General features: G+C 65.2%; 2 protein-coding genes and 3 pseudogenes. 1 reads left to right on the top strand and 4 read right to left on the bottom strand.

Annotated features, from left to right (window positions below; translation table 11 throughout):
• Positions 1–82 precede the first annotated feature (82 nt).
• Positions 83–496: a hypothetical protein gene (locus I5M_RS10880; protein ID WP_022721430.1), complete on the top strand. Its 414-nt coding sequence runs from the start codon at positions 83–85 to the stop codon at positions 494–496.
• Between the two features lie 87 nt (positions 497–583).
• Here the strand turns inward: I5M_RS10880 and glnT are convergent.
• From glnT to I5M_RS31325, 4 genes and pseudogenes are all read right to left on the bottom strand, one after another.
• Positions 584–1,890, bottom strand: a pseudogene (gene glnT, locus I5M_RS29515) (type III glutamate--ammonia ligase).
• A gap of 36 nt (positions 1,891–1,926) precedes the next feature.
• Positions 1,927–3,256: pseudogene (locus I5M_RS31330) on the bottom strand (FMN-binding glutamate synthase family protein).
• 49 nt (positions 3,257–3,305) lie between these two features.
• Positions 3,306–3,995 carry a protein glxC gene (locus I5M_RS10860; protein ID WP_022721427.1) on the bottom strand — a complete coding sequence of 230 codons (690 nt, stop codon included), beginning with the start codon at positions 3,993–3,995 and terminating at the stop codon, positions 3,306–3,308.
• A 2-nt stretch (positions 3,996–3,997) separates the two neighbouring features.
• Positions 3,998–4,159, bottom strand: a pseudogene (locus I5M_RS31325) (glutamine amidotransferase); the annotation flags it as partial.
• Between the last annotated feature and the right edge of the window lie 154 nt (positions 4,160–4,313).

Raw genomic sequence — 4,313 nt, 5'->3', positions numbered from 1 at the left:
CGACGGCTCAAGCGTCACCCGTTTCGGACCAAATGGGGAGCATCGGCACGCAACTCTGCGCAGCCAAACCAAGGGAAGTCCCATGACCGCTATAGAGATCACCCTGCAGGCCCTCGACGCCGCCGAGCGCGCGATCCCCGCCGGCCAACCGGTCTACATGCTCAATCTGTTACGCTACCGGGCGAATGCGCTTTACGAAAAGGGCTTCGACGCAGCGCCCTGCTCCGGCCGCGAAGCCTACGATGAGCGCTATAGGCCGGCATTCCGGCGTCTTGCGGCCGGCAAGCCGCTCCAGCGGATGTTTTCCGGGCCGTTCCTGGCGAGCCTCGCTGGTCCGCAAGGCGAGCGCTGGGATGAGGCGGCGATCAATGAATACGGCGATTTCGGCGTCTTCCGCTCGATCGTCGACAGCGAGACGTATCAGCGCGAAGTCGCCCCGCATCGGCACGCCGCGCTCGAAGATTTCCGGCTGTTCGCTCTCGCCAAGGCGATATGAACGCTGTGAGGCGGCGGCTCCTGCAGTCAGCCGCGGCCATTGGGCCGCCGCCCCCGTTACTTTTCCCTCTCCGGAACCGCCGCCGCCTCAGATATCCAGCGTGGTCGTCCGCTCCCACTCAGTGAAGTGGGACGCGTAGCTGTTCCACTCTTGCTGCTTGAGATTGAGATAGGCCGACGAGAACTCGGCTCCGAGCGCGGCCTTGAGGGCGTCGTCCTTGTCGAAGGCGCGGAGCGCGTCGAGCAGGTTCAGCGGCAGGCGCGGTGCGTCTTTGACGGTGTGGCCTTGCGCGTACATGTCGATGTCGAGGCGCTTGCCTGGATCGGCCTGGAGGCGATGCCGCTGAGCCCGACCGCGATCACCACGGCCTGCAGCAGATAGGGGGTGACCGCGCCGTCGGACAGGCGAAGTTCGAAGCGGCCCTTGCCGGGCACGCGCACCATGTGGGTGCGGTTGTTGCCGGTCCAGGTCACCGTGTTGGGCGACCAGGTCGCGCCCGAGATGGTGCGCGGCGCGTTGATGCGCTTGTAGCTGTTCACCGTCGGATTGGTGATCGCGGCGAGCGCTTCGGCGTGTTTCATGACGCCGCCGAGGAAGTGATAACCTTCCGGCGACAGCCCCATCTCCTCGCCGGCGTCGTAGAACTTGTTGGTCTTGCCGGTCTCGTCCCAGACCGAGATGTGGATGTGGCAGCCCGAGCCGGTCAGGTTCGGGAACGGCTTGGGCATGAAGGTCGCGCGCAGACCGTGCTTCTCGGCGACAGAGCGCACCATGAATTTGAAGAACGAGTGCCGGTCGGCGGTGATGAGCGCGTCGTCGAACGCCCAGTTCATTTCGAACTGACCGTTGGCGTCTTCGTGGTCGTTCTGATACGGCTGCCAGCCGAGCTCCTGCATGTGATCGCAGATTTCGGCGATTACATCGTAACGCCGCATCAGCGCCTGCTGATCGTAGCAAGGCTTGCTGGCATTGTCCTTGGCGTCGGAGATCACCGAGCCGTCGGGATCGATCAGGAAGAACTCGGCCTCGACGCCGGTCTTGACCCGCAGCCCCTTCGCGGCCGCCTCGGCGACCAGGTTCTTCAGGATGACGCGCGGCGCCTGTGACACCGGCTTGTCGTCCATCACGCAATCCGCCGGCACCCAGGCGACTTCCTTGCGCCACGGCAATTGCACCACCGCCGCCGCGTCCGGCATCGCGAACAGATCGGGATGAGCCGGCGTCATGTCCAGCCAGGTGGCGAACCCTGCAAAGCCTGCACCGTCCTTCTGCATCTCGGCGATCGCCGAGGCCGGCACCAGCTTGGCGCGCTGGGCCCCATACAGGTCGGTGTAGGAAATCATGAAATAGCGAATGCCACGTTCTTTCGCCAGGGAAGCCAGATCTTGAGACACGACGCTTTCTCTTTCTTTGAGGGTTGACGACGGTCGCTACAGCCGGTCGCGTCCTGGTATCCAGTCGGTCCCCGGCGAGCGGGACTCGCGCCATGGCTGCGCGTTCAATGGTGAGTGCGCACAAATCTTCCGGCTCGAGATTGTGCAGATGATTGTGACCGCAGGCGCGGGCGATGGTCTGCGCCTCCAGGGTCATGACCTTCAGGTAGTTGGCGAGGCGCCGCCCGGCCAGCACGGGATCGAGCCGTGCCATCAGCTCGGGGTCCTGCGTGGTGATGCCGGCGGGATCCTTGCCCTCGTGCCAGTCGTCATAAGCGCCCGAAGTGGTGCCGAGCTTCTGATACTCGGCCTCGTGCATCGGATCATTATCGCCGAGCGCCACCAACGCCGCCGTGCCGATCGACACCGCGTCGGCGCCAAGCGCCAGCGCCTTTGCGACATCGGCACCGTTGCGGATGCCGCCGGACACGATCAGCTGCACCTTGCGGTGCATGCCGAGATCCTGCAGCGCCTGCACCGCGGGACGGATGCATGCCAGCGTCGGCATGCCGACATGCTCGATGAAGACTTCCTGGGTGGCGGCCGTGCCGCCCTGCATGCCGTCCAGCACTACGACGTCGGCGCCCGACTTCACCGCCAGCGCGACGTCGTAGTAAGGCCTCGCGCCGCCGACCTTGATGAAGATCGGCTTCTCCCAATCGGTGATCTCGCGCAGCTCGAGGATCTTGATCTCGAGATCGTCGGGGCCGGTCCAATCCGGATGCCGCGAGGCGGAGCGCTGGTCGATACCCTTCGGCAGCGTGCGCATTTCGGCGACGCGGTCGGTGATCTTCTGGCCGAGCAGCATGCCCCCGCCGCCGGGCTTGGCGCCTTGGCCGATAACGATCTCGATGGCGTCAGCCTTTAGGAGGTCCGCCGGATTCATGCCGTAGCGTGAGGGGAGATATTGATACACCAGCGTCTGCGACTGGCCGCGCTCCTCGGTCGACATGCCGCCGTCACCGGTGGTGGTCGAGGTGCCGGCCAGCGTCGCGCCGCGCCCGAGCGCTTCCTTGGCATTGGCGGACAGCGAGCCGAAGCTCATGCCGGCGATGGTGATGGGAATCTTCAGATGCAGCGGCTTCTTGGCGTGGCGCGAGCCGAGCACGACGTCGGTGTCGCAGCGCTCGCGATAGCCTTCGAGCGGATAGCGTGACATCGAGGCGCCGAGAAACAACAGATCGTCGAAGTGCGGCACGCGCCGTTTCGCGCCGGCGCCGCGGATGTCGTAGATGCCGGTCGTCGCCGCCCGGCGGATTTCGGAGAGCGTGTAGTCGTCGAACGTGTGCGACTTGCGGGGAGTGGTCGGAGGATTTGAGTAGGACATTACAAAGCCGCGCTGATGATAATGGACTGGGTGATGATCGATCGAACGGCTAGCCGTAGGCGTCCGCGTGATCGACGTTGAAATTGTAGAGCTTGCGTGCCGAGCCGTAGCGCTTGAACTCTTCGGGTTTGACGCCCGCGATGCCGGCCCGCTCGAGCAGCTTGCCGACGATGTCGAGATGCTCGGGCCGCATCGGCTTCTCGATGCAGTCGGCACCGAGGCTCTTCACGCTGCCGCGCACGAAGAGCCGCGCCTCGTAGATCGAGTCGCCCAGCGCATCGCCGGCGTCGCCGCAGACGACGAGATTGCCGGCCTGCGCCATGAAGGCCGACATGTGGCCGATATTGCCCTTCACCACGATGTCGATGCCCTTCATCGAGATGCCGCAGCGCGACGACGCATTGCCTTCGATCACCAGGAGCCCGCCGTGACCGGTGGCGCCGGCGTATTGGCTGGCGTCGCCTTTGACGACGACCTCGCCGGACATCATGTTCTCGGCGACACCCGGACCGACCGAGCCCTCGATCGTGACCTTGGCCTGCCGGTTCATGCCGGCGCAGTAGTAACCGAGGCTACCCTTGATGGTGATATCCACCGGCGCGTTGACGCCGACCGCCACCGCGTGCGAGCCGCGCGGGTTGATGATTTCCCACTGGGTTTCGTTGGTACCTTCACCGAGCTGATGCAGCGCCTGATTGAGCGCGCGCAGGCCGGTTGCCGCCAGATCGATCGTCGGCATGATCAGCGCTCCCAGAAATACACGGTGGCCGGCTCGGGCTCCCAGACCCGGGCGTTGTCGATGCCGGGCAGACCGACCAGCGCCCGATACTCGGAGCCGAACGCGACGTACTGATCGGTCTCGGCGAGCACCGCCGGCTTGCAGGCGATTGGATCGCGTAGCACGTGCTCGGCAACAACCAAGCGTCGATCGACGAAATCAAGCCGGTTGCCGCGCGGCTCGCCGCCGGCGCCCGGCACGTCGCGGTCGGCAACCGCATCAACGCGACAAAGTTCGCCTTTCCGGCCGACGCGCTCGACGTGCCGATGCTAGGCGCCG

Source organism: Rhodopseudomonas sp. B29 (genome assembly GCF_000333455.1).
Lineage (GTDB): Bacteria > Pseudomonadota > Alphaproteobacteria > Rhizobiales > Xanthobacteraceae > Rhodopseudomonas.
The sequence above is the reverse complement of the archived record's forward strand: the minus strand, read 5'-3'. Positions and strand labels throughout refer to the sequence as shown.